Source organism: Bifidobacterium dentium JCM 1195 = DSM 20436 (genome assembly GCF_001042595.1).
Classification (GTDB): domain Bacteria; phylum Actinomycetota; class Actinomycetes; order Actinomycetales; family Bifidobacteriaceae; genus Bifidobacterium; species Bifidobacterium dentium.
In genome coordinates, this window is the sequence record NZ_AP012326.1 from 505821 (window position 1) to 532316 (window position 26496).

The following is a 26496-nucleotide window of genomic DNA, read 5'->3' on the forward strand; positions in this document are numbered from 1 at the left end:
TGGCGGCCTTTCGTCGTATGCTGGAACGAGTATCGCAGCGCACTGACGTAAGGAGTTCCACGGATGGGTTTTCATGAGTTTTCGTCACCGTACGATTGGTCACGGATCGCCTCCTTCAAACGTACGGCGAAGGCCGCATTCGGTGGCATGGTCGACTTGTCCGTAGGCTCGCCGGTCGACCCGGTGCCGGATTCGGTGCGCAAGGCGCTTGGTGCGGCTTCAAACGATCCGAACGCCTACGGATACCCGGTCACCGCCGGCACCGCCGATCTGCGTTCCGCCATCGCCGAATGGTTCGCGGCGGCGCGCAATGTCGATCTGACGGCGATTGATGCGGACGTGGTGCCGACCGTCGGCTCCAAGGAGGGGGTGGCGCTGATGGCCTCCCTGCTGCACTTGGGTGCGGGTGACGTGGTGGTGCAGCCGAAGGTCTCCTACCCGACTTATGAGATCGGCACCCAGTTGGCCGGTGCCAAAGTGCTCAAGGTCGATGACGTGGCCGATGTGGAATCCTGGAAGGATGTGCCGGGCGTCAAGGCCATATGGGTGAACTCGCCATGCAATCCGACCGGTGCGGTGCTCGCCGCCGAGCAGATGGCCGCAATCGTGGCGGCCGCGCGTGGCATCGGGGCCGTGGTGCTTTCCGACGAATGCTATGCGTTGATGCAGTGGGGAAACGTGGACGTCGAAGCGGATGCGGACACTCTCGCATCCACGCCATGCGCCCTGCGCCCGGATGTGTGCGGCGGCTCCGCGCAAGGCGTGCTTGTGTTGTATTCCTTGAGCAAGCAGTCCAATATGGCCGGCTATCGTACGGCGTTCATTGCCGGTGACAAGTCGTTGATCGTACCGATGACCGCGTATCGCAAGCAGATCGGGCAGATCATTCCCGGACCGGTACAGGCCGCCATGGCCGTGGGACTTCGCGATCTGGAGTCGGTCAAAGCGCAGCGCAAACGGTATGCGAATCGTCTCGGCATATTGGTGAGTGCGTTGCGCGCCTACGGGTACTGCACCGATATGCCCGACGGGGCCTTGTACGTGTGGGTGAAGGCCAAGTCCGGCGACTGTTGGAAAGACATGGAGCAACTTGCCCGGATCGGCATCATCGCGAGTCCCGGCGAATTCTATGGGGCTCCGGAATATTTGCGGTTCTCCGCCACCGCCGGTGACGCCGCCATCGCTGACGCCGCCGAACGTCTGGCCCGCTAGATGCCGAAACTGGCGATGTCGTCGCCGTATTTGCGCCGGACCGCGTCCAGCGCCTGCTCGGCTCCACGCAGGCGTTCGGTTTTCGGCTCCTTCCTGCGGGCGTCGCAATCCTGCGCCGTGTCTTCTTCCTCCAGCAGGTCCTCCAGCGACGGCTGAATGATGGCGGAACCGGCTTCGACCAGTCCGCTGGCGCTCATGCCGGCCAAACGTATCGGACGGGGCAACGAAATCGCATGCGCCGAGCCGGACTCCATGCCCATCATCCGCAACAGCAGGTCGACGCATTGCGGATACAGCATGCTCGCCGTATCCGTCGGCCGTTCCATGGTGCGTCCCTTCGTGGCGTAGCTCAAATCCGGAAAGCGCAGCTTCACCATCACCTTGCGTGCCATCAGTCCTCGCCGACGCAACGTGCTCGCCACCTCATCGCAGCAATGCCGCAACATCGAACATACCTGCCGCATATCCTGCGTATCCGTGTCGAACGTACGCTCCGAGCCTATCGACTTTTCCGGTGTGTACGGCGTGACCGGGCGGTCATCCAAACCATGTGACGCCATATACAGCCCGTGCGCGGCAATCGTCGAACCCGTGGCCTCGGCCAAGGTCGTTTCATCCATCCTCGCCACATCGGCAACCGAATTGATGCCCCACGTACGTAGCCGTCGTTCGAGTGATGGCCCGATACCCGGAATGCCACGCAGCGGCATCATCTGCACGAATTCGGCATGCCGGGCCAGGGGAATCATCAGCATGCCGTTCGGTTTGGCGTTCGTCGACGCCATTTTCGCAACCAGTTTGTTCGCCGCGATACCGACGGAACAGGTCACGTGGTAGCGTGCGGCGACCTGTTCGCGAATCCACGCGCCGATTGCGGAAGCAGTGCGCCAGCGTAGCAGTGCGCCGGAAACGTCCATATAGCATTCATCCACCGACACCTGTTCGATCCGATCGGTGATTCGACTGAACACCTCGGTGAAGATGCGTCGTGACATCGCGCGGTAATACTGCATGTCGACCGGCAGAAAAATGCCGTTCGGACACAATTGATGCGCTCGCGAGCTCGCCATGGCCGAATTGATGCCGCATGCGCGCGCCTCATAGCTGGCCGCCGACACCACCGACCGGTTGCCGGTGCCGATGATGACCGGCTTGCCCGTATATTCCGGGTGCCGTGCCACTTCCAGTGAGGCGTAGAAGGCGTCCATGTCGATATGTAGCACCGTACAGCCGGTCTCATCGTGACCCCAGTCACGTTTGGCTGCTGCGATTCGTGGTGCCGTGCTCATGGTTCCATGATAGGCGATTTCCGCCGCTGATTGAAACAGATGTTCGAACATGGTGTGATCGTCACATCGTGTTGCGTTGCGTGTCGTTGTTCGGCTGTTCCGTGAGTACGCTGGTGCCTCGTGAAGAGAGTCATCATGACGGCGCTGAACCGTCTGCCGATCGTCGTCATCGCCATTTGCGAAGCGGTGATGATCTATACCGCCACCGGCGTGGCCAAAGTGGCGTTCACCCAATTGGACGCAGTGTACGCCGCATGGTACCGCGTCGGTTTCATGGCCCTGATGCTACTGGCATGGCGTAAGCCTTGGAAGGCCGACAGACGCGATTCATTGCCGGGAACCCGCAGGGACTGGACCCTGCTGGCGGGTTTCGGCGCGGCTTTGGTGTTGATGAACACCATGTATTATGTGGCGATCAGCAATATGGATATCGGCATCGCCACCGCCATCGAATTCATCGGACCTCTTGGCGTGGCCGTCATCACCGGGCATAGTTGGCGCGAGCGCGTCGGCATCGGCATTGCGGCCTGTGGCGTGGTGCTGCTGGCCGGCATCTCGCTTGGCGGCGAGAACGGCGGCAGCTTCCTGATCGGCCTGATCGCCATTCTGATCGGCGGTTCCATGTGGGGCTGCTATATCGTGCTCGGAGGCAAAGTCGCGACCAAGGGTCATCCAATCGACATGCTGTGCTGGGGTACCGTGCTTGGTTGGCTGATGCAGTCGGTGTTCCTGGCTCCGGGCGCCATCGCCCATCTGGCAAGGCCCAAGGCCGACGCGACCTGGGTGCACGCCTCGTGGGGCGTTGCGGCGTTGCTGGCATTGCTGTTCCTGGTGTCGCTGTTCGGTTCGTTCCTGCCGTATCTGACCGATCAGGTGGTGATGCGACGCATTCCGTCCGCACGCTATTCCGTGGTGCAGTCCATCAATCCCGCCATGGCCACGTTCATCGCCCTCGCTTTCGGTGAGGTCCCGACATTGGGGGAGTGTGCAGGCATCGCATTGGTGATTGTGGCGGTGATCGTCACGTTCTCCGGAGATGAGAATCCCGCGTAGAGGCCGGGTCGTCAGATGGTCGCGGGCCAATTTTTCGTGCCGATGTGGTGTCAGTGTGCGTCTCGTGTCGTGCGAAATCACGCCAACGGCTTACGATTTTTCCGGTTTCTGGTGTTTTGCCTCCAGATAGATGCTATAGTTACATGCTGTTGCGTCGTGACAACGTCACAGTCACAACAGTGGAGTCATGCCTGAGTGGCCGATAGGGGCACCCTGCTAAGGTGTTAGTCGTGTTTAGCGGCTCGAGGGTTCGAATCCCTCTGACTCCGCGATGAGGGTTTTCGGAGCAATCCGGAAGCCCTTTTTTCATGCCAAAACGGCGGAATATCAACGTTTTCAGGCTATGGAACGCAAGTGGTGACCGTCCGTCGCATTCCACCGAAGTCAACGTTTCAGGTACCCCAACACCGCGGTTCGCCGCGCTTTTCGATATTCTTGAACAAGAGAGAATATCGAAGAAGAAGGGTACGGCCATGCGTATCAGAAAAGATGCCTTGCATGCATCCAATCCGGAATTGCTGACAGCCGGCAGGCGCAGGATCGCAATGGTTGCGGCAATCATCATCGCCGTGCTGGCGGTCGGAGGGTGGTTCGTAGTACAGCAGGTGCGCTCGCAGGAGACGACTCATGTGGCGGATCCGGCAACGACGTCCACGAGGCAATCGCAGGCAAAGGCGACGGCGAAGCAGACCGAGGCGACGGAACATCACGGCAACTCCCCGGATTGCCCGGATACGGACTGCATCGCCATGCTCGTCAACGGCGACCTGCTGTTCCATGAGGGGCTGTGGAATAATTTTGCGAGTGCCAACACCGCGGCCACCGATGGCACGGCCTTCGATTTCACCAGCCTGTTTGAGCCGATGCGTAAATATATCGATGCCTCCGACATCGCGGTGTGCGAGTTTGAGACCCCGATCGCCCAACGCGGCGGTCCGTATACCGGCTATCCGGTGTTCAACATTCCGCCGGAGGTCGCCGATGCCGCCAAGAACGTCGGCTATCGTGCCTGCACGCATGCGTCGAACCATTCATGGGACCAGGGTGCTGATGGCATCTCGCGCCTGTGGGACACCTTGGAGGCCGACGGCATCGCGCAGACCGGCTCTTACAAGACCGAAGAGGATTCCACCAAGCCGCTCGTCATCGACTCGCCGACCGGTGGCGGCAAACTCGGCCTGATCTCGGGAACGGTGTCGTTGAATGCGCAGACTCCTGATTTCGATTGGCGTGTCGATCGGTTGCGTGAGGCGAGCGATCCCAATCATCAGGCCGATATCGACAAAGCCGTGGCCAAGGCGAAGGCCGCGCGCGAACAGGGAGCCGACGTGGTGGCCATCGCCATGCACTCGGTGCAGGAGTATCTGGATTATGCCGATTCGTGGCAACAGTCCGAAGCGCATGAACTGGCCGATACCGGTGCGTTCGACGTGATCTACGGCGCCGGATGCCACTGCGCGCAGCCCATCGAGAACTACAACGGCACCTGGATTATCTACGGCCTGGGCAATGCGGTGACCGTGACCTCCTACATTCCCGGCAACGAGGTCAACAATCAGGGTGTGACCGCCCGCGTGCAGTTCGCCGGCAAGAAAGGCGTGGCCGGTTCCTGGCGCGTCAGCCGCATCGACTGGATTCCGACCGCCAACATGCGGCAGGGGCAGTACCAGTGGTGCTCGCTCGCCAGCGACCATCCCGACGGCACATGCTGGAACGACGCCGAGGATGCGAACCAACGGCAACGCATATGGAACGTCATCTACTCCATGGGAGCCGACCAGAACGTTGTACGGGAATGGAACATCACCACGGAGCAGACGACTTCTTCCGGGAAATAGCATTGTGACAGAATATGCCACGTAATCGTAACGTCGTCATCGTAATGTCGCCGTAAGTTGCGTGGAAAGGAACCATATATGGTCGAAATCGTTGAGACCCAGCCGGAACGCACCGATCTGCCGCTGGTCGTCATGCCGGTGGTCGTTGCATCCATGATCGAACCGTTCAAGCGGTGTTTCGGACTGCTGGAAAATGTTGCACGAGTGCGCATGTATGAGGATTTCACATTGGATGAGGACACCATCGTGGCCCGTTGCGACGGAGCCGACGCCGTTATGGTGATCGGCTTCCACTGCACCGACTCGATTCTCGAACGCACCCATGCCAAGTGCTACGCGTTTGGCGGCACTGGCGTGGCCAGCTACATCAATCTTGAGAAGGCCAAGGCGCAAGGCATCCGTGTCTGCAATGTGGTGCATTACGGCGACCATGCCGTCGCCGAACACACCATGGCATTGCTGATGGAGCTCACACGTCATGTCGGACAGCTTGACCGCGAGGTCAAGGCGGGCGACTGGGCCGGCAACGACGGCTACGAACTGTTCGGCAAGAAGCTCGGCATCATCGGCCTCGGCGGCATCGGCCAGACTGTGGCCCGTATCGCAAACGCCTACGGCATGAAGGTCTCCGCATGGAACTCGCATGTGCCCGAACAGGTGCTTACCGACTGCAACGTCACTCCGGTCGACGACATGAACGAGCTGATCGCCGGCAGCGACGTCGTGTCCATCCACATGCCGCTGCTCGACTCCACGCGCGGCATCATCACCGCCGAAAACCTCGAGGCGTTAAGGCCCGGCACCTTGTTCGTCAACACGGCACGCGCCGAAATCCTCGAACCCGGAGCACTGCTCAAGCGTCTGGAACGCGGCGATATTCCCGCCGCACTCGACGTATTCGAACATGAGCCTCTCGGCGCCGATGACCCGCTGTGCCGGATTCCCGGCATCGTGCTCACCCCGCACACCGCATGGCGCACCGATGGCGCATACGTCGGCATCACCGAGCAGGTCGTGCAGTCCGTCGCCGCATTCTTCAGGGGCGAGGATTTCAACGTCGTCGTCTGATCGTCAGGTCGGCTGAATCGGGTAGGTTGAAGGCATGCAGACCATACTTGATTCCGCCGATCGGCCGGCGCATGACGCGTTCGTCGAAAAGAAGTCGGAATTCATCGGTGACGCCTGTCATATCGATTCGTTGGATGATGCGCTCGCCTTCGTCGCGATGATTCGTGAGAAGCATCCGAAGGCCCGTCATGTTGCCTATGCCGCGGTCTGCGGCGGTTCCGACGGTCGTCTTGCGGAACGGATGAGTGATGACGGTGAGCCGTCCGGCACCGCCGGCAAGCCGATTCTCGATGTGCTGCGCGCCAATGAGATGACCGACTGCGTGGTTGCCGTCACTCGCTATTTCGGCGGAATCCTGCTCGGCTCGGGCGGGCTTATCCGAGCCTATTCGACCGGCGCGTCCATTGCGGTGAAAGCGGCGAGCAAGGCGAGGATCGTACCGTGCGGGGAATACCGGATAGTGCTGGATTACCCGCAGCTCGGCAGCTTCCAGAATCTGCTGGCGTCAGTGCAGGGCGAGCAGGTCGACGCGCAGTATACGGATCGCATCGCAATGCGTGCGATCGTACCGCAGGAGCATGCCGCGACCTTTGAATCCCGCATGATTGAGACGTTCAACGCGGCCGTCACGCCGGAATTGGTCGGTACGACCAACCGTCCGGTCAAGCTGTGAGCTTTCGATTACGGTATGGCGTAAGGTGAAGACTATGACTGATGCCGAGAACATCGAACATGCCGAGCATGCCGGAAACGACACCGCCGAACGGGCGGATGTGCAGGCGGTTCCCGCCGATTTCGAACCGTTGACCGCCACGTATGAGCGTCTTCGCCACTCCACCGATGCCGCCGAGCTGAGCGAATTCGCCCGACGTCCGTTGCCGGACCGTGCCGAACAGGCCGCATTCTCGCGTGCCACCGCACTGCTGGAGGCCGTGGCCGGCAATCCGCATACTCCGTTGGAGGATCGCATCTTCCTGGCCGAAACCATGCCGTTCCCGAACATTCTGGTCAAACTGTCCACCGACGAATCCGTTGAGGTGCGCAAGGCCGTGGCGGGCAACGCCGATGACAAGAACTGGCTGGTAGGCCGCCTCACCAAGGACGAATCCGCGGAGGTGAGGGACATCGCCCTGCGGAACAAGCGCACATCTTGGAAGATGCGCCTTGAAGGGGCGCAGGATCCTAACATGGATACGCAAACCCTTGACTTTCTCGGCGCGCTCGGCACCGAACTCGAGCCGAAAGCCCCTGCGGTATTGGCTTCCATGGTGCGTAGGGCAGTGGCGCTCAACCCGAACACGTCTCCGGCGATGCTCGCCAAGCTTGCCGAAGATCCCTCCGGAGAGGTGGTCCGGGCCGCGCAATCGCGTCGTGCATGACGAATCGTATTGAATACGTTGTCATTTCGTGAGGAAAGTACGCGTGGCGCACGTTGAAAGGTTCTAGACTGTTGCTTATGACAGAACAGACCGAAAACGCAACGCGTCTCGCCCGGCCGCTCATTCGTCTGGCCAAGTTGGTCGGCGTCGCCACCAGCTATGTGGGCATGAGCCATGATTACCATGAAATCGAAGACGATGTTCTGGTGGCGGTGCTCAAGGCGCTTGGTATCGACGCTTCCAACGATGGGGCGATCGAACAGTCCATGGAATCCATTCTTCGCGACTGCCGTTCACGGCTGGTGGCACCCACGGTGCTGCACACGGTGGGCAAGCCGAGCAAGGTGCTGGTCAACGTCGGCGTCCTCGAGGCGCCGCAGGCCAGCATCACGTTGGAGGATGGCAGTGAATTCGCGGGGAAGATCGCCTATGGTGCCGGTGACGGCTCCATCCATGAGATTGACGACACGTTCGTCTCCACTTCTTCGGTGATATTGCCGGAGGGCCTACCGGCCGGATACCATACCCTGCATGTACGGGTGGGGGAGCGCACCCAGGATGCAACCGTTATCAGCGCTCCGGAAAAGATCGAACTGCTCGATGACATGAAGGAAGGCTCCCTGTGGGGTTGGATGAGTCAGCTGTACTCCATCCGTTCCAACGGCTCCTGGGGCGTGGGCGACTATGAGGATCTCAAGACCCTGCTGGTCGAATCCAAGAGAAGGACCGGTGCCGACTTCATGCTCATCAATCCGATGCATGCCGCCGAACCGGTGCCGCCGTTGACGCCGTCGCCGTACCTGCCGATCTCCCGTCGCTTCATCAACTTCAGCTACATTCGCCCGGAATCCGTGCCGGAATATGCCACGCTGAACCCTGATGGCAAGAAGCAGGTCGACGAGTTGCATGCGCGTGTCGAACCGCTCAACGGCGATGCACAGGTCATCGACCGCGACGCCATGTGGCGGGCCAAGATGCACGCGTTGTGGATCATCTTCACATCCGGACGTACCGCCGAACGTCAGGCGCAGTTCAAGGAATACCTGGCCGGTTGCGGCGACGAGCTCGAATCCTATGCCACGTGGTGCCTGTGCTACGACAAATGGGGCGCGCCCAATGGCAGGCCCGACAATTGGGAGCGTATGTTCAACCGCGATTCCGTCGAGATTCGGGAATTGCGCGACCGGTTCCCCGATACGCTCGAGTTCTACCGCTGGCTCGAATGGGTGGCCACCGAGCAGCTTCATGCGGCGCAGCAGGCCGCACGCGAGGCCGGCATGAAGATCGGCATCGTCGCCGACATGGCCGTGGGCGTGCATCCGTCCGGCTCCGACGTGTGGTGGAATCCGGAACGTTTCGCCAAGGGTGCCACGGTCGGCGCCCCGCCGGACATGTTCAACCAGCAGGGCCAGGATTGGAGCCAGCCGCCATTGAACCCGATCGCTCTGGAGCGGACCGGCTACAAAGTGTACCGGGACATGGTGCATGGCATGTTCGCCAATGCCGGTGCCGTGCGCATCGACCATATTCTCGGTCTGTTCCGTTTGTGGTGGATTCCGGAAGGCAAGAAGGCCACCGACGGCACCTACGTGTACTACGATTCCGACGTCATGCTTGGCGTATTGGCGCTTGAGGCTTCGCGCGCCGGTGGCGTGGTGGTAGGCGAGGACCTCGGCGTGGTGCCGCCGTATGTGTCCAAGTCGCTGTCCGCGCATGGCATTCTTGGCTGTGCCGTGGAATGGTTCGAGCAGTTCGATGGCGAGTTCCGTGCGCCGCATGATTGGCGCCCGTATGCATTGGCCTCCGTCAACACGCACGACATGCCGCCGGCGGCCGGCTATCTCGAATACGGCCACGTCAAGCTACGTGAGCAGCTGGGCCTGCTGTCCGGGCCGGTGGAGGAATTCCGGGCCTCCGCGACCGCCGAGCACAACGCCATGCTGAACATGCTCGTCGAGGAGGGGTATCTCGACAAGGCGGCCCTGCGGGATGAGCTCGCCAACGAAAACGAGATCGTCGATGCGCTGTACCGCGGGCTCAAGGGCTCGCCATGCAAGCTCATGGCCGCATCCATCGTCGACGCGGTCGGCGAAAAGCGTACGCAGAACCAGCCGGGCACGAACAACGAGTATCCGAACTGGCGTATCCCGTTGGCTGACGGCAAGGGCAATCTCGTGCCCTTGGAAGAGTTGTTCGACCAACCGCGTCTTCAGGAGATTGCCGCCATCATGCGCGGCTGATTCCGGACGGGTCGGGTATGGGGTGTCCGCCGGTGCGATGCCGGTGGGCACCCCTTGCATTTCGTGTTGCCGAATGTCAAGGCTGGCGATACACTAGTAGATTGTTGTGTTTCCCTACGGGGTCCTTCAAAGCGCTTTTCCCACTCGCCATCGAGGACTTTCAGGGAGCCCACGGATAATGAGACCCGAAAACGGCACCATTGCAACGCCTAACCAACGTTCGGCGCGGTCGGAGGGTCCGGAACACAATATATAGAAAAGGTACATCGTGAAAACTTTCACTCCGAAGCCAGCTGATCTGACTCACGACTGGTACATCATCGACGCCACCGACGTGGTGCTCGGCCGTCTTTCCTCCCAGGCAGCCATCCTGCTGCGTGGCAAGAACAAGCCGACCTACGCTCCGCACGCCGATTCCGGTAACCACGTGATCATCATCAATGCCGACAAGATCGCTCTGACCGGCAACAAGATGGGCAAGGAACTGTACAAGCACTCCGGTCGTCCGGGTGGTCTGCGTCGCGATAGCTACGCCGAACTTCTGGAAAAGGATCCTGAGCGCATCATCCGTTCCGCTATCAAGGGCATGCTGCCGAAGAACCGTCTGGCCAAGGTGCAGCTGGGTCGCCTGCGCATCTTCCGTGGTGCCGAGCATCCGCACACCGCACAGCAGCCGCAGGTTTTCGAGATCGCTCAGGTCTCGCAGCAGGCTAAGTGAACCGAAGGGAGATAAGAAACATGGCTGAAAACACCAACAACTCCGCGGTTCTCGAGACCGAAGAGGAGCTCACCTCGTACACCACCGAAACCAACGCTGGCGCTGGCACCGGCACTTCCGCCATCGCTCCGGGCTACGGCACCGGTCGTCGCAAGGAAGCCGTCGCTCGCGTTCGTCTGGTTCCGGGCACCGGCAAGTGGACCATCAACGGTCGCACCCTGGAAGAGTACTTCCCGGCCAAGCTGCTGCAGCGTGAGGTCAACTCCCCGATCGTTCTGCTCAAGCTCGAAGGCAAGTTCGACGCTATCGTCCTCGTTGATGGTGGCGGCACCACCGGTCAGGCTGGTGCAATCCGCCTGGGCGTTGCCCGCGCGCTGAACGCCATCGATCGTGATGCGAACCGCGCCACCCTGAAGAAGGCTGGCTTCCTGACCCGCGACGCCCGCGTCGTGGAACGCAAGAAGGCCGGTCTGCACAAGGCTCGTCGCGCTCCGCAGTTCTCGAAGCGCTAAAGCTTTACGGCTTGTACGAAGCCCCTCGAAGGATTCGTTCCTTCGAGGGGCTTCCTCGTTATGAGTGCGGTCAGTCGGCGGATATCTGCCGCATCACGCTGATGCTCAACGCCGGAATCGTCCATAGGGTCGGATCATCAGCGCCTTCGGCATCATAGATGTCTTCGGGCACGGCTCCGTCGTTCACGTCGGCATGCCAGTACATCATGTTCAGACGATGCAGATGATCGCTGAAACGACCCGCCGGCTTGTTTTCCGATTCCTCATTCAGTTCGGCCACACGGTCCACCGACGTACCTTGGCCGGGGTATTCTCCTGAAACTTCGGCGGAGGACCACACCATCTCCCACTCCTTGTCGGCCGGCAGATGGAAACGGGAGATTTCGTCGGAACCGTTGATCAGAATCATCAGGCTCGATCCATCGGGAGAGAGCAGCTGCATGGCAAAGGTGCGTACCGCTGGATTCGTCCAATCGGCGTCATGTGGGGCATGGCCGCTCGGCAGGAACCAGTGCACACGATCGGAACGCTTGAGCAGTCCGATCTTGCTCAATCTGGTGAAGAAATCCTCATGATCATACAGATCGCGGGATTTGCGCAACGCAATCAGACGCGACACCAGATCGAACTGCTTGAGTTCCGGTGTCTGCTCGGTGCTGTACAACCAGTCCCAATCCAGCCATGTGGTCGGATTGTCTTGCATGTAGGCATTGTTATTGCCGTTCTGCGAATTGCCGAATTCGTCTCCGGAGAGCAACATCGGCGTGCCCAACGACAGGAGCAGCATGCCGAGCATGTTCGCCATGGCCCGTTCGCGCTGCTGAATGATGATGGGGTCGTCGCTGGGGCCCTCATAACCGAAATTGACCGAATGATTGTCGTTCGTACCGTCGCGGTTGTCTTCGCCGTTGCGCTCATTATGCTTGTGGCGGTAGCGCGTAAGATCGGCCATGGTAAAACCGTCATGGCAGGCCACGTAATTCACGGATGCGGTCGAGCCACGTCCGGGATCGGTGGCGAATAGGTCGGCCGAACCGCACAGACGAGTGGCCATCTCCTGCATGGTCACCACGCCGGATTCGCCGCCTCGATTACGTTTCACATCGGTCAGCCAGAACTTGCGTGTGGTATCGCGGAACCGGTCGTTCCATTCGGCGAACGGAATGCCGAACTGGCCGGTGCGCCAACCTCCCGGACCGACGTCCCAAGGTTCCATGATCATCTTCAGATTGCCCAGCAGCATGTCGGAGCGCAGGGCGTACAGGAACGGGTGGTAACTGGTGAAATCGCCGTCGAGACGGGCCAACGTGGCCGCCAGGTCGAAGCGGAAGCCGTCGATGCCGATGCGTTTGGCCCAGTAGCGCAGGGAATCCACCGCGAAGGTGACGACATGCGTGTTGGTGAAGTCGAGCGTATTGCCGCATCCGGTGGTGTCGTACAGGCGACTGATCTTCTCCTTGTTGCGCCTGTAGTAGGAGAGGTTGTCGAGACCGCGCCAGCAGATGGTGGGGCCTTCCGGACCGGATTCGCAGGTGTGGTTGTAGACCACGTCCATGATCACTTCGAAGCCCGCTTCGTGCAGTGCGCGCACCATGTCGATGACCTCTTTGCGAACGGCGGCCGCTCCCGCCTCCTGCGCGGCCCTAGTGGCGTACGAGGGCTCCGGGGCGAAGTATCCCAATGTGGAATAGCCCCAATAATTGGTGCGGCCGCGTTCCTGCAGGAACAGTTCCGGTTGCTTGGCCTGAATCGGCATCAATTCGATGGAGGTCACGCCCAGATCCTGCAGATAGGAGAGCGTCGAGGGGTGGGCCAGGCCCGCATAGGTGCCGCGTAGCTCTTTCGGCAACCATGGTGCGTTGGCGGTGAAACCCTTGACGTGCAGCTCATAGATGATGGTTTTGCTCCAAGCCACATGCGGATGCGAGGGCTCGCCCTCATGTTTGTTCGCATCGCGATCGTCGATGGCCACGGAAACCGGCATATGGCCCAGTGAGTCAACGGTGCTCATCGGGCCGAACGGCGAACCTTTGACCTTGCCGTTCATGATTTCGCATGCGTAGGCGAATGCACCCGGGTTAAGTTTCATCGAGCCATCGATGCCTTTTGCATAAGGGTCGAGCAGCAGCTTGTATGGATTGAAGCTCACGCCGTGGTTCGGGTCCCATGGGCCGTTCACGCGGTAGCCGTAATGCATGCCGTCCCATGCCTTGGGTATGTGCACGTACCATAAGCCGTAATTCGGGCCGTCCATCATGAACAGCGTCTCCCGCAGATTGAGCGAGGGGATGCGTCTGGTACAGATCTTCTGCGATTGCGCCTGTTCGATGAACGAGATGTCCGGCTCGTTGAACAGGCGTACCGCTTCGGCGTAGAAGGCACTGGGTTGGTCGAGGGGTTCAAGCACGCAGAACCACACCTGATCCGCCGTTTCGGAACGGACTACTGCGTCCGCGCCACCATCGTCGGTGAAGTAGAGACCAGGTCGGGTTGCGTAACGATGCAAGGGTGGGTTTCTCATAGACCTATTGTAAGCGACGACAGTCGTCAAACATTTGACGAAAGGGGTATGTCTGTCACATCGTTACGCACCTCGGCGTTCGGGCTTGCGTGCTCGTCGGAAAACGGCTGAATGCCGGTGGTGTGCATTGGTCGAGAAACTGCGACACACTTTATAAATAACTTTATGAAAAGAAATTTGCAAAACAATTTAAAAAAGCGTATAGTCATGGGCTATCAGGCGGAACAATCTGTCGGACATCACTTTCAAGGTGGAAAGGAACAATCATGAAGGCTCTGGTACTTACCGGCGTCAAGGAATTCGAGATCCAAGATCTGGCCACTCCCGAGATACTGCCGAATGAGGTGCTGATCAACACCGCATATGCGGGTGTGTGCGGTACCGATCACGATCTGTATGCGGGCCGTCCTGGCTCCGCCGCAGCCGTGCCGCCGATCGTGCTGGGGCATGAGAACTCGGGCGTCGTTGCCGCGATCGGTGCTGAGGTCACCAACGTCAAGGTCGGCGATCGGGTGGCCGTCGATCCGAACATCTACTGCGGTCAATGCGAGTACTGCCTTACTCAGCGTCCGGAACTGTGTGACCATCTGAGCGCCGTCGGCGTCACCCGTGACGGTGGTCTGGCCGAGCAGTTCACCGCTCCGGCCACCGTGGTCTATGCGCTGCCCGACAATGTCTCCCTGCGCGACGCCGCCGCCATCGAGCCCGTTTCCTGTGCGGTGCATGGCCTTGATTTGCTCAAGCTTCACCCGTACCAGAAGGCTTTGGTCATCGGTGACGGCTTCATGGGGCAGATTTTCGCTCAGCTGCTGCAGGCCTACGGTGTGCATCGGGTCGACTTGGCGGGCATCTTCGACGAGAAGTTGGAACGCAACAAGTCGCAGTTCGGCGTTACCGAAACCTACAATACGACCCGTGAGCAGATTCCGTCCGAGGCCTATGACGTCATCATCGAGGCCGTTGGACTTCCGGCAACGCAGGCGCAGGCCATCAGTGCCGCGAAAAAGGGAGCCCAGGTGCTGATGTTCGGCGTCGGCCCGCAGGAAGCCCATTTCGAAATGAACACCTATGACATCTACAAGAAGCAGTTGACCATCCAAGGGTCCTTCATTAACCCGTTGACGTTCCGTGACGCCATCTCGCTGGTGTCTTCGGGCAAGATGAACATCGGCGGACTGATCAGCCATGAGCTCGGGCTCGAAGAGGTGCAGGATTTCCTCGATGGCAAGATTTCCGGCGTTTCCAAGGCCGTCGTCGCAATCGGCGACTGACCTCATAAAGGGGTATGGCTCCCGGATGATCGGGCATGGCCGCCGTGTATCCTCTGCTGCGACGGCCATCGCTACCCCACCTACAAGATTGGGGGATACGGCGATGAGGCCGTGGCTCCCCATCCAAACCCTTAATGACGATTCGGACGATTTCCTCGATGTTGCATGGAAATCGAGTAAAGGTGCTCACATGATCGGTATTCTTGAACGACTGGGCGTTCCTCGTTCGTTGATGCTTGGTTTTCTTGCCGTCGCAATCTTTATGACCGGTGATGGTTTCGAACTGACGTTCCTGTCGAAATTCATGGTGGACCAGGGATTCGCCTCATCCCAGGCCTCACTGTTAGTGACTATATATGGCCTGTTCGCGGCGCTCGGTGGATGGTCCGCCGGTGTACTGGCCGAGATGTTCGGTGCGCGCAGGGTCATGCTGTTCGGTGCATGCTGGTGGATCGGCATCCATCTGCTGTTCCTCGGCGTTGCCATCCCCAGCCACGTCTACCTGTTGATCCTCGGTCTGTATGCGTTGCGAGGCATCGGGTACCCGCTGTTCATCTACAGCTTCGTAGTGTTGATGGCGCAATACATCTCCCCGGCTAGGCTGGCTTCGGCCACAGGCTTCTTCTGGACCTGCTTCTCCCTGGGCATCGGCGTGTTCGGTGCCTATCTGCCAAGTTTCATCATGCCGGTTTTCGGCGAATATAAGACCTTCTGGTTCGCATTGCCCTTCTCCGTCGTCGGCACGGTCATGTGCTTCTTCTTCGTGCCGAAGAATAAGATCGTCAAAGGTGAGGGCTTGAGCCGCAAGAAGCAGCTGAAGGAACTGACCGAAGGCGCCACCATCCTTGTCACGAATCGTAAGATCCTCATCTGCGCCATCATCCGCATCATCAACAATCTGCTGCTATACGGCTTCCCGGTCATCATGCCGCTGTACCTGTGCACCGCGCACAACGGTGGCATCAACATCTTCAAAACCGAGGAATGGATGCGCATCTGGGGATTCGTATTCGTGGTCACACTGATCTTCAACACCTTCTGGGGTTGGTTCATGGACCGTTTCGGCTGGGTGTGGCCGATGCGTTGGTTCGGGTGTGCGGTGCTCGCCGTCGGTTCCGTGGCCTTCTATTACATACCGCAATGGTTCGGTGCGAATGCGTTGATGATGATCGTCGCGGCGATCATCGTCGGTATCGGTACCTGCGCCTTCTCGTCGCTTCCGACCATCATGACGTTGTATGCCGGCGAAGGCAAGCAGGGCGCGGCTCTTTCCGCATACAATCTTGCCGCAGGCCTCACCACATTCGCAGGCCCCGGCATTGCGACGATATTGTTGCCGACCATCGGCTATGGCGGTGTGTGCTGGACCTATGCCGCGCTCTACGTGCTGGCATTCGTGCTGACGCTGTGTATCCGCCCGAAGCAGCCCGGCTTCGACGGCCACGGGCATCGCATCAGGCATACGGCTTCGCCAAGGGTCCTCGTGGAAGAGATCGAGAAAGTCGCGCAGGCCGCCGCCTGATTCGCCGATCAGGCGGCGTGGCCGCAAATCTCGTCGATGAAGATTTGCACGAAACGCAATGCCGCACCGATTTCGTTCTGGTTGTCCAGGCACAGACTCTTACGTAGCGTGAAATGATCGGTGTGGAAAGCGCTGCGTTCCTCGACGAGTCTTTTAAGGGTGGTGACATCGTCATCGTCGAGATAGTGCGCGGCTTCGCCGCCGATGATGATATCGCCGGCCAACATGGATCGAATGTTGCGGATGGCTTGCGCCACGTTGCCAAGCCATCCGTTAAACCGTTGCCGGTGCTCCTGTTCACCCTGTTCAAGTACGCTGAAGAAGCCGGATAGGCTTTCGCCGTCTTCGGTCAGGGCCTCGGGGGAGCAGTAGACATCCATGCAACCGCGCTGCCCGCAGTAGCATTCACCTCCATCCGGCACCAGCGTCATATGCTCAATGGTGCCATTGCAGAGATTCGGCCCTTGGTAGAGTTGGCCGTCAACGATGACGGCTCCGCCCGGACGCATTTCGAGATACACGCATACGGCATCGGTGAGCGAATGGTCAAACCACAGTTCGGCCATGGCCGCGGCATCGGAATCGTGGATCATGATGCATGGAAACTTCACGTTTTGCGCGATGACGTCAAGCCGAAGTCCGGTATTGCCCATGATATTGCCGAAGGTGATGGTCTGTCCGTCCGCGGAGACGATGCCTTGGATGCTGAAAGCCACACCGAGAACGTTGTCGTCGTTCCTCTCGACGCCTGCGGCGAAAGCGTTGATGATGACGCCCATCTGTTGGTAGTAGATGTCAGTGTTGTGGTAGGGCAGGAGCTTGAACTTGCGCGAGATGACGTTGCCGCCAAGGTCGACCGCGCACAGAGTCAACCCGTTGGCACGCATGGTCACGCCGATTGCGATCTTCGCCCTGCAGACGAAGGCGAAGGTCTGTGCCTTGCGTCCGCCGGTGGATTCGAGTTGCTCGCCTTTACGGATGAGGCCTTCGACTTCCAGCGTGCGTAGATTCTGTGTGATGGTGGGCAAACTCAGGTTCAGTTCGCGTTCCAGCATCTGCTTTGTGGCAGGGCCTTTGGAATACAGGTACGCCGTGATGGCGCGTTTGTTGAGTTCCTTGACGGATGCGGGAGGCGTCGTCTTCATCATTGAGCTCCATTCGTATTCCATGATGCAAAGTCTGGGAATTATTCTACTTTAGAAAAGTGTTTTCAAGAAGTTGTGGTGTTTTGTATAAAAAAATAAATAGCTTTTCAAAAAGCTACTCGGAAAAACATTGTTCGTGTGTGTGTAATAGATGGATATTTCGAACAAAACATAACAAAATAGTTGATTTTAGCGTTGGTGTGTGCATTTCAAGCGACAAAATAAACATAAATAGCAAAGAATTGAACATCAAGCGCACGACACGACGCGTACTATACAAGCGCGGATAACTTAGGTAGATTGTGACTCAGGTCACAACGGTGCCCGGTAATGTATCCGTCCGATACGGATGGATGAGGAATAAACGAATACCGCTTTGCAAACCCAAGAATCGAGGAGGACTTCAAGTGGCAGACGCAAAGAAGAAGGAAGAGCCGACCAAGCCGACTCCGGAGGAGAAGCTCGCCGCAGCTCAGGCCGAGGTCGATGAGCTGGTGAATAAGGGCCTGAAGGCGCTCGACGAATTCGAGAAACTCGATCAGAAGCAGGTCGACCGCATCGTCGCCAAGGCCTCCGTCGCCGCCTTGAACAAGCATCTGGTGCTCGCCAAGATGGCCGTTGAGGAAACCGGCCGTGGTCTGGTCGAAGACAAGGCCACCAAGAACATCTTCGCGTGCGAGCATGTCACCAACTATCTGGCTGGACAGCGCACCGTCGGCATCATCCGCGAAGACGACGTGATGGGCATCGACGAGATCGCCGAACCGGTCGGCGTCGTCGCCGGCGTGACTCCGGTCACCAATCCGACCTCCACCGCCATCTTCAAGTCCCTGATCGCGCTCAAGACCCGTTGTCCGATCGTCTTCGGCTTCCACCCGGGCGCGCAGAACTGCTCCGTGGCCGCCGCGAAGATCGTGCGCGACGCCGCCATCGAGGCTGGTGCTCCGGAGAACTGTATCCAGTGGATCGAGCATCCGTCCATCGAGGCCACCGGCGCCCTGATGAAGCATGACGGCATCGCAACCATCCTCGCCACCGGTGGTCCGGGCATGGTCAAGGCCGCTTATTCCTCCGGCAAGCCGGCCCTTGGCGTCGGTGCCGGCAACGCTCCGGCCTACATCGACAGGAACGTGGACGTGGTGCGTGCCGCCAACGACCTGATTCTGTCCAAGCATTTCGACTATGGCATGATCTGCGCCACCGAGCAGGCCATCATCGCCGACAAGGAGATCTACGCTCCGCTCATCAAGGAGATGAAGCGTCGCAAGGCCTACTTCGTGAACGATGAGGAGAAGGCCAAGCTCGAGCAGTACATGTTCGGCTGCACCTCCTATTCCGGCCAGACCCCGAAGCTCAACTCCGTGGTACCGGGCAAGTCTCCGCAGTACATCGCCAAGGCCGCAGGCTTCGACATTCCGGAAGACGTCACCATCCTCGCCGCCGAGTGCAAGGAGGTCGGCGAGAACGAACCGCTCACCATGGAGAAGCTCGCTCCGGTGCAGGCGGTGCTGAAGTCCGAAAACAAGGAACAGGGCTTCGAGATGTGCGAAGCCATGCTCAAGCATGGCGCAGGCCACACCGCGGCCATCCACACCAACGATCAGGCCCTGGTACGCGAATACGGCCAGCGCATGCACGCATGCCGCATCATCTGGAACTCCCCGAGCTCCCTTGGCGGCGTGGGCGACATCTACAACGCCATCGCACCGTCCCTGACCTTGGGTTGCGGCTCCTACGGCGGCAACTCCGTGTCCGGCAACGTTCAGGCAGTCAATCTTCTCAACATCAAGCGCATCGCTCGGAGGAACAACAACATGCAGTGGTTCAAGATTCCGGCCAAGACCTACTTCGAGCCGAACGCCATCAAGTATCTGCGCGACATGTACGGCATCGAAAAGGCCGTCATCGTGTGCGACAAGGTCATGGAGCAGCTTGGCGTGGTCGACAAGATCATCGACCAGCTGCGCGCACGTTCCAACCGCGTGACCTTCCGCATCATCGATTACGTCGAGCCGGAGCCGAGCGTCGAAACCGTCGAACGCGGTGCCGCCATGATGCGCGAGGAGTTCGAACCGGACACCATCATCGCCGTCGGCGGTGGTTCCCCGATGGACGCCTCCAAGATCATGTGGCTGCTGTACGAGCACCCGGAGATCTCCTTCTCCGACGTGCGCGAGAAGTTCTTCGACATCCGTAAGCGCGCCTTCAAGATTCCGCCGCTGGGCAAGAAGGCCAAGCTCGTGTGCATCCCGACCTCGTCCGGCACCGGTTCCGAAGTCACGCCGTTCGCCGTGATTACCGACCACAAGACCGGCTACAAGTACCCGATCACCGATTATGCGCTGACCCCGTCCGTTGCCATCGTCGATCCGGTGCTGGCCCGCACCCAGCCGCGCAAGCTGGCTTCCGACGCTGGCTTCGACGCGCTGACCCACTCCTTCGAGGCCTTCGTGTCCGTCTATGCCAACGATTTCACTGATGGCATGGCACTGCACGCAGCCAAGCTGATCTGGGACAATCTGGCCGAATCCGTCAACGGCGAGCCGGGCGAAGACAAGATCAAGGCTCAGGAGAAGATGCACAACGCCGCCACCATGGCGGGCATGGCCTTCGGCTCCGCCTTCCTCGGCATGTGCCATGGCATGGCCCACACCATCGGCGCCCTGTGCCACGTGGCCCACGGCCGTACCAACTCCATCCTCCTGCCGTATGTGATCCGTTACAACGGTTCCATTCCGGAGGAGCCGACCAGCTGGCCGAAGTACAACAAGTACATCGCTCCGGAACGCTACCAGGAAATCGCCAAGAACCTTGGTATCAATCCGGGCAAGACCCCGGCCGAAGGTGTCGAGAACCTGGCCAAGGCCGTCGAGGACTACCGCGATAACAAGCTCGGTATGAACAAGAGCTTCCAGGAATGCGGCGTGGACGAGGATTACTTCTGGTCCGTTCTCGATCAGATCGGCATGCGCGCCTACGAAGACCAGTGCGCTCCGGCGAACCCGCGTATCCCGCAGATCGAGGATATGAAGGACATCGCCATCGCCGCCTACTACGGCGTCAGCCAGGAGGAGGGCCACAAGCTGCGCGTCCAGCGTCAGGGCGAGGCCGCCACGGAGGAAGCCTCCGAGCGCGTGTGAGATCCGCGTGAAGCGCACCGTATATATGGACCACAGCACGTCCATGTATATATAAGGAGTAATCCGTAAGGAGCCCGGTCGGGAACGGTCCCGCCGGGCTCCTTGGCATTGCCACGGTCTTCCGTGATGATGGGTATCCGCCGACAGCATGGATTCCCGGCGAGAGCGATATGGCGTGGCTTTGAGCGTAATGGGGCTGGATTTCATTGTTGTTTTTTCGTAGCGTAGTGGAATGACCGATATTTCGAATCGACGACCTGCGCAATCACGAAGACGCGGAGGATTGCGCTTATGGCTCCCCGGGCAGCCGGGTGCGCTCATGATGGTGCTTTCCCCGGCCGTTGCGGGAATCGTGGCCGCATGGGCGTACCGTGGATTCGCGTGGACGCCTTGGTGGTTGCTCATCTGCTGGCTGTTGTGCTACTGCGTGCAGTTTTCCGCCGCGCGTTGGTTCAAATCGCATGGTGCCCACCGCTGGATGCTGCAGCCATTGGTGTACTGCATCGTGCTTTGCGCGGTCGGTCTGCCGTTTGTGGTGCTGCATCCGGGGATTCTCGCTTGGGCTCCGCCGTTTGCGGTGCTTGCCGCGATTTCGTTCCGTGCCTCGTGGGTGCGCAAGGAGCGTTCGCTATGGTCGAACGCCGCGGCGGTGTCGGCCTCCTGCCTGATGCCGATGCTGACGTTCTGCTATGGCGTCGATACGCCTGACATTCCGTATCTCAGCATACCCGGGATATCGTTGTTCCTTACGTTTTTCATGGTGCAGTTCGGCTCGGTGCTGTTTGTCAAGACGATGATTCGCGAGCGGGGGAGAAGGTCGTACATCGTGGCCTCCTGGATTTGGCATGCCGTCATGCTGGCATGGTGGACCTTCGTCGGTAACGGATATCTGATCGCATTGGCGGCGATGCTGCTCATACGGGCCGTCGCCCTGCCGATGATTGCACGTCGGCGTACGGTCAGGCCGTTGGCCGTCGGCATCACCGAATTCGTGACGAGCACGGCCTCGCTGATACTCAACATCTGCGCATTGCTTTGATGGCATTCGGCGACACGCCAGAATTTCTTAAGGCCACCCCTGATGCTTAAATAAAGAAGTTGCCTGATTTTAGGGCTCGCAAATTGGAATTAAAAAAGCGAGCGTGGCACAGAGATTCACGTAAGTGAGCATCTGCATGGCTACGCACTGATGTGGTATGACCACGGGGCTGTATGGCTCTGTGGGTCTTCTGCGCCGGTGCCCTTTGAGAAGCAGGCTGGTAAACAGTAACTAACGAATCGCTAGAAAGGGCGGAAGGCAATGGCGGGACAGAAAATCCGCATCAGGCTTAAGTCCTATGACCATGAGGTCATCGACCAATCGGCGAAGAAGATCGTCGAAACGGTGACGAACGCGGGCGCAACTGTGGTTGGCCCGGTTCCGCTCCCGACCGAGAAGAACGTGTTCGTCGTTATCCGTTCTCCTCACAAGTACAAGGATTCTCGCGAGCACTTCGAGATGCGCACTCATAAGCGTCTCATCGACATTGTGGACCCGACCCCGAAGGCCGTGGACTCCCTTATGCACATTGATCTGCCCGCAGATGTGAACATCGAGATCAAGCTGTAAGGGAGGAGGGAACCATTATGTCTAATCGCACTGCACTGCTGGGTAAGAAGCTCGGTATGTCTCAGGTCTGGGACGAGAACGGTTTCTTCGTTCCCGTGACCCTCGTTGACGTGTCCACCAACGTGGTGACCGCCGTCAAGTCCGAGGAATCCGATGGCTACAAGGCCGTTCAGCTTGGCTACGGCCAGGTTGATCCGACCAAGGTGACTAAGCCGCTCGCCGGCCACTTCGCCAAGGCCGGTGTCACCCCGCGTCGTCACCTCGCCGAGGTCCGCACCGATAATGCCGAAGAGTTCGAGCCGGGTCAGGAGCTGACCGCCGAGCTGTTCCCGGAGGGTACTCTGGTCGACGTGACCGGTACCACCAAGGGCAAGGGCTTCGCCGGCACCATCAAGCGTTGGGGCTTCAAGTCCTATCGTCGTACCCACGGCTCTCACAAGAACGAGCGTCGTCCTGGTTCGGTCGGCGCATGCGCCACTCCGAGCCGTATCCTCAAGGGCAAGCGTATGGCCGGTCGCATGGGTCATGTGACCAACACCGCGCAGAACCTCACCATCGTCTCGTCGGATGTTGAGAACGGCGTTCTCGCCATCAAGGGCGCCATTCCGGGCCCGAAGGGTGGCATCGTTCTCGTCCGTTCGGCAGTGAAGGGAGCCTGATAAATCATGGCAAACGTTACTCTGAACGTCACCGATAAGCAGGGCAAGGCCGCCGGCACCGTTGAGGCACCGGCCGAAATCTTCGGCTTCTCCGCCGAAGAGGTCCAGTCCCGCATTCCGCTGATCCACCAGGTCGTCGTGGCTCAGCTCGCCGCCGCCCGTCAGGGCACCCACGCCACCAAGACTCGTGGCATGGTTTCCGGCGGTGGCCGCAAGCCGTGGAAGCAGAAGGGCACCGGTCGTGCTCGTCAGGGCTCCATCCGTGCACCGCAGTGGTACCACGGCGGCACCGTGTTCGGTCCGCAGCCGCGCGACTACTCCCAGCGCACCCCCAAGAAGATGAAGGCCGCTGCTCTCAAGTACGTGCTTTCCGATCGTGCCAATGCAGGTCACGTGGCAGTCGTGGACTTCGGTGTCGCCGAAGCCCCGTCCACCAAGGCCGCCATTGCCGCTCTTACCCCGGTGACCGAGAACAAGTTCACCACCGTGGTGCTCTCTCGCGAGAATGTGAACGAATGGCTCTCCGTTCGTAACATCCCGACCGTTCACCCGATCTTCGCCGATCAGCTCAATACGTACGATGTGGTCACCGCTCAGTACGTTGTCTTCAGCAAGGAAGGCTTCGACGCCTTCATTGCCGCGAAGACCGAGCCGGCTGCAAAGGAGGCCTGATTTTCATGGTCGCTATTCACAAGCCCGCACACGACATCATCCTCAAGCCTGTCGTTTCCGAGAAGAGCTATGCTCTGTCCGATCGCGGTCAGTACACCTTCGTGGTGGCTCCGAACGCGAACAAGGTGCAGATCAAGCAGGCAATCGAAGAGATCTTCAATGTCAAGGTGACGAACGTCAACACCCTCAACCGCGCCGGCAAGCGTCAGCGCACCCGCAACGGTTTCGGCCAGCGCGTCAATCAGAAGCGCGCCATCGTGACCGTCGCCGAGGGCCAGACCATCGACATCTTTGGTAACTGAAGGCTAGCCGAGAAAAGTTAAAGGAAGAACTAGATTATGGCTATCCGCGTTTATAAGCCGACGTCTGCAGGCCGCCGTAACGCGTCCGTCTCGGATTTCTCCGAGCTCACGCGTTCCACGCCTGAGAAGTCGCTGGTTCGCAAGCTCAGCAAGACCGGCGGTCGTAACTCTTACGGCCGTATGACCTCCCGTCATCGTGGCGGCGGTCACAAGCGCCAGTACCGTCTCATCGACTTCAAGCGTTGGGACAAGGACGGCGTGCCGGCAAAGGTCGCTCACATCGAGTACGACCCGAACCGTTCCGCCCGCATCGCACTGCTGCACTATGCAGATGGTGAGAAGCGCTACATCATTGCTCCGGAAGGCATCAAGCAGGGCGACGTCATCGAGACCGGCGCTCAGGCCGACATCAAGCCGGGCAACAACCTGCCGCTGCGCAACATCCCGACCGGTACCGTGGTGCACGCCATTGAGCTCCGCCCGCTGGGCGGCGCCAAGATTGCCCGCTCCGCAGGTGCCGCGGTGCAGCTCGTCGCCAAGGATGGCGCTTACGCCCAGCTGCGTATGCCGTCCGGCGAAATCCGCAACGTGGACGCTCGCTGCCGCGCCACCGTTGGTGAGGTCGGCAACTCCGACCACGCCAACATCCAGCTCGGTAAGGCCGGTCGTGCACGTTGGATGGGCAAGCGCCCGATCACCCGTGGTGAGTCCATGAACCCTGTCGATCACCCGCACGGCGGTCGTACCCGCGGTGGTAAGCCGCCGGTCTCTCCGTGGGGCAAGGGCGAGGTTCGTACCCGCCGTCCGAAGAAGGCTTCGAACAAGATGATTGTTCGTCGTCGCCCGAATGGTAAGAACCGTAAGTAAGGGAGTGTCGAGTAGATGACTCGTAGCATCAAGAAGGGCCCCTTCGTCGACGCCCACCTGCAGAAGAAAGTCGACGAGCAGAACGAGAAGGGCACGCACAACGTCATCAAGACGTGGTCCCGCCGTTCGATGATCACCCCTGATTTCATCGGACATACCTTCGCCGTTCACGATGGTCGCAAGCATGTTCCGGTGTTCGTCACCGAATCCATGGTTGGCCACAAGCTCGGTGAGTTCGCCCCGACCAAGACCTTCAAGGGTCATGTGAAGGACGACAAGAAGGCACGCCGCTAAAGGAGAGTAAGGACACATGGAAGCTAAAGCAATCGCTCGTCACGTCCGCGTGACGCCGCGCAAGGCTCGCCGTATGGTCGACCTCATCCGAGGCAAGAAGGCGACCGAAGCCATCACCATTCTGAAGTTCGCTCCGCAGGACGCATCTCTTCCGGTGCGTAAGGTCCTGGAGAGCGCCATCGCGAACGCTCGCGTGAAGGCCGATAAGGCCGGCGAGCCGTTCCGCGAGAACGACCTGGTCGTGAAGGAGACCTATGTGGACGAAGGCGTGACGCTCAAGCGTTTCCGCGCTCGTGCACAGGGCCGTGCCGCTCGTATCAACAAGCGCACCAGCCACATCACGGTCGTCGTCGCTAGCAAGGAAGGAAACCGCTAAAGATGGGTCAGAAGATCAATCCATTTGGCTATCGCCTGGGCATCACTGAGAACCATCGTTCCAAGTGGTTCTCCGATTCCAACAAGGCCGGCGAACGCTACCGCGACTTCGTTCTCGAAGATGACGCCATCCGCAAGGCCATGAGCAAGGATCTCGAGCGTGCGGGCGTGTCCCGTATCGTCATCGAGCGTACCCGTGACCGCGTGCGTGTGGACATCCACACCGCTCGTCCGGGCATCGTCATCGGCCGCCGTGGCGCCGAGGCTGAGCGCGTTCGCGCCAAGCTCGAGAAGCTCACCGGCAAGCAGGTCCAGCTCAACATCTTCGAAGTGAAGAACGCCGCACTGGACGCCCAGCTCGTCGCTCAGGGCATCGCCGAGCAGCTGACCAACCGCGTGACCTTCCGTCGCGCGATGCGTAAGGCTCAGCAGGATGCCATGCGCGCAGGCGCCAAGGGTATCCGCATCAAGCTCTCCGGTCGTCTTGGTGGCGCCGAAATGAGCCGTTCCGAGTTCTATCGCGAGGGTCGCGTTCCGCTGCAGACCCTGCGCGCCCTGATTGATTACGGCTTCTTCGAGGCCAAGACCACCTACGGCCGCATCGGCGTGAAGGTGTGGATCTACAAGGGCGATATGACCGAGCGTGAGTTCGAAGAGCAGCAGGCACAGCAGGGCAACAACCGCCCGGGCCGTCGCGGCGATCGCCGTCCGCGTCGTGGCCAGCGCAATGCCGCCCCGCAGCAGAACGCCGCAGCCGAGGCTCCGGCCGCCGCTGAGGCTCCTGCCGCAACGGAAACGAAGGAGTGAGCT

General features: G+C 59.7%; 24 protein-coding genes and 1 tRNA gene. 22 read left to right on the forward strand and 3 right to left on the reverse strand.

What is annotated here, in order from left to right; genetic code table 11:
• The first annotated feature begins 63 nt into the window (after positions 1–63).
• Positions 64–1212 (forward strand): succinyldiaminopimelate transaminase, encoded by a 1149-nt coding sequence (dapC, locus tag BBDE_RS02005; RefSeq protein ID WP_003837402.1) that lies wholly within the window; start codon positions 64–66, stop codon positions 1210–1212.
• Here the strand turns inward: dapC and dinB are convergent.
• Positions 1209–2501 (reverse strand): DNA polymerase IV, encoded by a 1293-nt coding sequence (gene dinB / locus BBDE_RS02010; RefSeq protein ID WP_187287359.1) that lies wholly within the window; start codon positions 2499–2501, stop codon positions 1209–1211. The two genes, dapC and dinB, sit on opposite strands and share 4 nt — an antisense overlap.
• 135 nt (positions 2502–2636) lie before the next feature.
• On the opposite strand from dinB, the gene BBDE_RS02015 reads away from it, so the two are divergent.
• The 9 genes from BBDE_RS02015 (at position 2637) to rpsI (ending at position 11309) form a co-directional block, all read left to right on the forward strand.
• Positions 2637–3554 (forward strand): EamA family transporter, encoded by a 918-nt coding sequence (locus tag BBDE_RS02015; protein ID WP_003837399.1) that lies wholly within the window; start codon positions 2637–2639, stop codon positions 3552–3554.
• 181 nt (positions 3555–3735) lie between these two features.
• Positions 3736–3823 (forward strand) — tRNA-Ser (locus BBDE_RS02020).
• 39 nt (positions 3824–3862) lie between these two features.
• Positions 3863–5392, forward strand: a complete 1530-nt coding sequence (locus tag BBDE_RS02025) for a CapA family protein (RefSeq protein WP_003837397.1) — start codon at positions 3863–3865, stop codon at positions 5390–5392.
• A 78-nt stretch (positions 5393–5470) separates the two neighbouring features.
• Entirely contained in the window at positions 5471–6460 is a 990-nt protein-coding gene (locus BBDE_RS02030; protein ID WP_003837396.1) for a D-2-hydroxyacid dehydrogenase family protein, read from the forward strand.
• 34 nt (positions 6461–6494) lie between these two features.
• On the forward strand, positions 6495–7133 hold the full coding sequence (locus tag BBDE_RS02035) for an IMPACT family protein (protein WP_003837394.1): 639 nt from the start codon (positions 6495–6497) through the stop codon (positions 7131–7133).
• Between the two features lie 34 nt (positions 7134–7167).
• Entirely contained in the window at positions 7168–7839 is a 672-nt protein-coding gene (locus BBDE_RS02040) for an AbrB family transcriptional regulator (protein ID WP_003837392.1), read from the forward strand.
• A 77-nt stretch (positions 7840–7916) separates the two neighbouring features.
• Positions 7917–10079: a 4-alpha-glucanotransferase gene (gene malQ / locus BBDE_RS02045; protein WP_012901876.1), complete on the forward strand. Its 2163-nt coding sequence runs from the start codon at positions 7917–7919 to the stop codon at positions 10077–10079.
• A 268-nt stretch (positions 10080–10347) separates the two neighbouring features.
• Positions 10348–10797 carry a 50S ribosomal protein L13 gene (gene rplM, locus BBDE_RS02050; RefSeq protein ID WP_003837389.1) on the forward strand — a complete coding sequence of 150 codons (450 nt, stop codon included), beginning with the start codon at positions 10348–10350 and terminating at the stop codon, positions 10795–10797.
• 20 nt (positions 10798–10817) lie between these two features.
• Entirely contained in the window at positions 10818–11309 is a 492-nt protein-coding gene (rpsI, locus tag BBDE_RS02055) for a 30S ribosomal protein S9 (protein ID WP_003837387.1), read from the forward strand.
• 70 nt (positions 11310–11379) lie between these two features.
• Here rpsI and glgX read toward each other — a convergent pair whose 3' ends face one another.
• Entirely contained in the window at positions 11380–13830 is a 2451-nt protein-coding gene (glgX, locus tag BBDE_RS02060; protein WP_012901877.1) for a glycogen debranching protein GlgX, read from the reverse strand.
• Positions 13831–14096: 266 nt separating this feature from the next.
• Between glgX and BBDE_RS02065 the strand changes: the two genes are divergently transcribed.
• Positions 14097–15101 (forward strand): zinc-dependent alcohol dehydrogenase family protein, encoded by a 1005-nt coding sequence (locus BBDE_RS02065; protein ID WP_003837381.1) that lies wholly within the window; start codon positions 14097–14099, stop codon positions 15099–15101.
• Between the two features lie 190 nt (positions 15102–15291).
• Complete coding sequence (locus BBDE_RS02070) at positions 15292–16623, forward strand: MFS transporter (protein WP_012901878.1); 1332 nt, start codon at positions 15292–15294, stop codon at positions 16621–16623.
• A gap of 8 nt (positions 16624–16631) precedes the next feature.
• Here BBDE_RS02070 and BBDE_RS02075 read toward each other — a convergent pair whose 3' ends face one another.
• Positions 16632–17768, reverse strand: a complete 1137-nt coding sequence (locus BBDE_RS02075; RefSeq protein WP_012901879.1) for an ROK family transcriptional regulator — start codon at positions 17766–17768, stop codon at positions 16632–16634.
• Positions 17769–18175: 407 nt separating this feature from the next.
• Here BBDE_RS02075 and adhE point away from each other — a divergent pair, with 407 nt between their 5' ends.
• From adhE to rpsC, 10 genes are all read left to right on the forward strand, one after another.
• Positions 18176–20908: a bifunctional acetaldehyde-CoA/alcohol dehydrogenase gene (gene adhE, locus BBDE_RS02080; RefSeq protein WP_003837375.1), complete on the forward strand. Its 2733-nt coding sequence runs from the start codon at positions 18176–18178 to the stop codon at positions 20906–20908.
• A gap of 319 nt (positions 20909–21227) precedes the next feature.
• Positions 21228–21947, forward strand: a complete 720-nt coding sequence (locus BBDE_RS02085) for a YwiC-like family protein (protein ID WP_003837374.1) — start codon at positions 21228–21230, stop codon at positions 21945–21947.
• 261 nt (positions 21948–22208) lie between these two features.
• Positions 22209–22517 carry a 30S ribosomal protein S10 gene (gene rpsJ, locus BBDE_RS02090; RefSeq protein WP_003808013.1) on the forward strand — a complete coding sequence of 103 codons (309 nt, stop codon included), beginning with the start codon at positions 22209–22211 and terminating at the stop codon, positions 22515–22517.
• Between the two features lie 17 nt (positions 22518–22534).
• Entirely contained in the window at positions 22535–23176 is a 642-nt protein-coding gene (gene rplC, locus BBDE_RS02095; RefSeq protein ID WP_003837372.1) for a 50S ribosomal protein L3, read from the forward strand.
• A gap of 6 nt (positions 23177–23182) precedes the next feature.
• Positions 23183–23848 (forward strand): 50S ribosomal protein L4, encoded by a 666-nt coding sequence (rplD, locus tag BBDE_RS02100; RefSeq protein WP_003837370.1) that lies wholly within the window; start codon positions 23183–23185, stop codon positions 23846–23848.
• A gap of 5 nt (positions 23849–23853) precedes the next feature.
• Positions 23854–24150 (forward strand): 50S ribosomal protein L23, encoded by a 297-nt coding sequence (gene rplW / locus BBDE_RS02105; RefSeq protein WP_003808021.1) that lies wholly within the window; start codon positions 23854–23856, stop codon positions 24148–24150.
• Positions 24151–24186: 36 nt separating this feature from the next.
• A complete protein-coding gene (gene rplB, locus BBDE_RS02110) occupies positions 24187–25017 on the forward strand; it encodes a 50S ribosomal protein L2 (protein WP_003837368.1) in 831 nt (276 codons plus the stop codon).
• Between the two features lie 15 nt (positions 25018–25032).
• On the forward strand, positions 25033–25311 hold the full coding sequence (gene rpsS / locus BBDE_RS02115; RefSeq protein ID WP_003808025.1) for a 30S ribosomal protein S19: 279 nt from the start codon (positions 25033–25035) through the stop codon (positions 25309–25311).
• A 16-nt stretch (positions 25312–25327) separates the two neighbouring features.
• On the forward strand, positions 25328–25687 hold the full coding sequence (gene rplV, locus BBDE_RS02120; RefSeq protein ID WP_003837366.1) for a 50S ribosomal protein L22: 360 nt from the start codon (positions 25328–25330) through the stop codon (positions 25685–25687).
• Positions 25688–25689: 2 nt separating this feature from the next.
• Positions 25690–26493 (forward strand): 30S ribosomal protein S3, encoded by an 804-nt coding sequence (gene rpsC, locus BBDE_RS02125; RefSeq protein WP_003837365.1) that lies wholly within the window; start codon positions 25690–25692, stop codon positions 26491–26493.
• Positions 26494–26496 lie beyond the last annotated feature (3 nt).

Coding starts and splice junctions, on each gene's coding strand:
- dapC (WP_003837402.1), top strand. CDS start 64: ATGGGTTTTCATGAGTTTTCGTCACCGTACGATTGGTCACGGATCGCC.
- dinB (WP_187287359.1), bottom strand. CDS start 2,501: ATGAGCACGGCACCACGAATCGCAGCAGCCAAACGTGACTGGGGTCAC.
- BBDE_RS02015 (WP_003837399.1), top strand. CDS start 2,637: ATGACGGCGCTGAACCGTCTGCCGATCGTCGTCATCGCCATTTGCGAA.
- BBDE_RS02025 (WP_003837397.1), top strand. CDS start 3,863: ATGCCAAAACGGCGGAATATCAACGTTTTCAGGCTATGGAACGCAAGT.
- BBDE_RS02030 (WP_003837396.1), top strand. CDS start 5,471: ATGGTCGAAATCGTTGAGACCCAGCCGGAACGCACCGATCTGCCGCTG.
- BBDE_RS02035 (WP_003837394.1), top strand. CDS start 6,495: ATGCAGACCATACTTGATTCCGCCGATCGGCCGGCGCATGACGCGTTC.
- BBDE_RS02040 (WP_003837392.1), top strand. CDS start 7,168: ATGACTGATGCCGAGAACATCGAACATGCCGAGCATGCCGGAAACGAC.
- malQ (WP_012901876.1), top strand. CDS start 7,917: ATGACAGAACAGACCGAAAACGCAACGCGTCTCGCCCGGCCGCTCATT.
- rpsI (WP_003837387.1), top strand. CDS start 10,818: ATGGCTGAAAACACCAACAACTCCGCGGTTCTCGAGACCGAAGAGGAG.
- glgX (WP_012901877.1), bottom strand. CDS start 13,830: ATGAGAAACCCACCCTTGCATCGTTACGCAACCCGACCTGGTCTCTAC.
- BBDE_RS02065 (WP_003837381.1), top strand. CDS start 14,097: ATGAAGGCTCTGGTACTTACCGGCGTCAAGGAATTCGAGATCCAAGAT.
- BBDE_RS02070 (WP_012901878.1), top strand. CDS start 15,292: ATGATCGGTATTCTTGAACGACTGGGCGTTCCTCGTTCGTTGATGCTT.
- BBDE_RS02075 (WP_012901879.1), bottom strand. CDS start 17,768: ATGAAGACGACGCCTCCCGCATCCGTCAAGGAACTCAACAAACGCGCC.
- BBDE_RS02085 (WP_003837374.1), top strand. CDS start 21,228: ATGATGGTGCTTTCCCCGGCCGTTGCGGGAATCGTGGCCGCATGGGCG.
- rpsJ (WP_003808013.1), top strand. CDS start 22,209: ATGGCGGGACAGAAAATCCGCATCAGGCTTAAGTCCTATGACCATGAG.
- rplC (WP_003837372.1), top strand. CDS start 22,535: ATGTCTAATCGCACTGCACTGCTGGGTAAGAAGCTCGGTATGTCTCAG.
- rplD (WP_003837370.1), top strand. CDS start 23,183: ATGGCAAACGTTACTCTGAACGTCACCGATAAGCAGGGCAAGGCCGCC.
- rplW (WP_003808021.1), top strand. CDS start 23,854: ATGGTCGCTATTCACAAGCCCGCACACGACATCATCCTCAAGCCTGTC.
- rplB (WP_003837368.1), top strand. CDS start 24,187: ATGGCTATCCGCGTTTATAAGCCGACGTCTGCAGGCCGCCGTAACGCG.
- rpsS (WP_003808025.1), top strand. CDS start 25,033: ATGACTCGTAGCATCAAGAAGGGCCCCTTCGTCGACGCCCACCTGCAG.
- rplV (WP_003837366.1), top strand. CDS start 25,328: ATGGAAGCTAAAGCAATCGCTCGTCACGTCCGCGTGACGCCGCGCAAG.
- rpsC (WP_003837365.1), top strand. CDS start 25,690: ATGGGTCAGAAGATCAATCCATTTGGCTATCGCCTGGGCATCACTGAG.